At 67.4% G+C, this 313-nt stretch carries 2 protein-coding genes; both read right to left on the bottom strand.

Going from position 1 to position 313, the window contains the following annotated elements; genetic code table 11:
* Positions 1 to 132, bottom strand: a 132-nt coding sequence (locus tag KBX00_RS28990; protein WP_210831236.1) for an adenosylhomocysteinase, incomplete at its 3' end; no start/stop codon positions are given.
* Positions 133 to 134: 2 nt separating this feature from the next.
* The coding region (locus KBX00_RS28985; protein ID WP_210831235.1) for a methionine adenosyltransferase domain-containing protein at positions 135 to 313 on the bottom strand (179 nt) is incomplete at its 5' end.

Below are 313 nucleotides of genomic sequence, written 5' to 3'. Positions count from 1 at the left end.
CAGGGGCCGCGCGTCGGCGAACTCACGCCGGATCGCCATCAGACCCGGCATCTCATGCTCGGCCAGACGGATCTCCTTACGCCCGAACTCCGCGAGCGACAGATCCGCCACCTTGAAGTCGCCCTCGTTCATCGTCACACCGCCGATTTGAGGTCGGCGGCGCGGTCGGTGGACTCCCAGGTCAGCTCGGGTAGTTCGCGGCCGAAGTGGCCGTAGGCGGCGGTCTGGGCGTAGATCGGCCGCAGCAGGTGCAGATCCCGGATGATCGCGGCCGGACGCAGGTCGAAGATCTCGGTGACCGCCTTCTCGATCG

Source organism: Micromonospora sp. C95 (assembly GCF_018070465.1).
GTDB lineage: Bacteria > Actinomycetota > Actinomycetes > Mycobacteriales > Micromonosporaceae > Micromonospora.
This window is presented reverse-complemented; position numbering and strand designations above follow the sequence as displayed.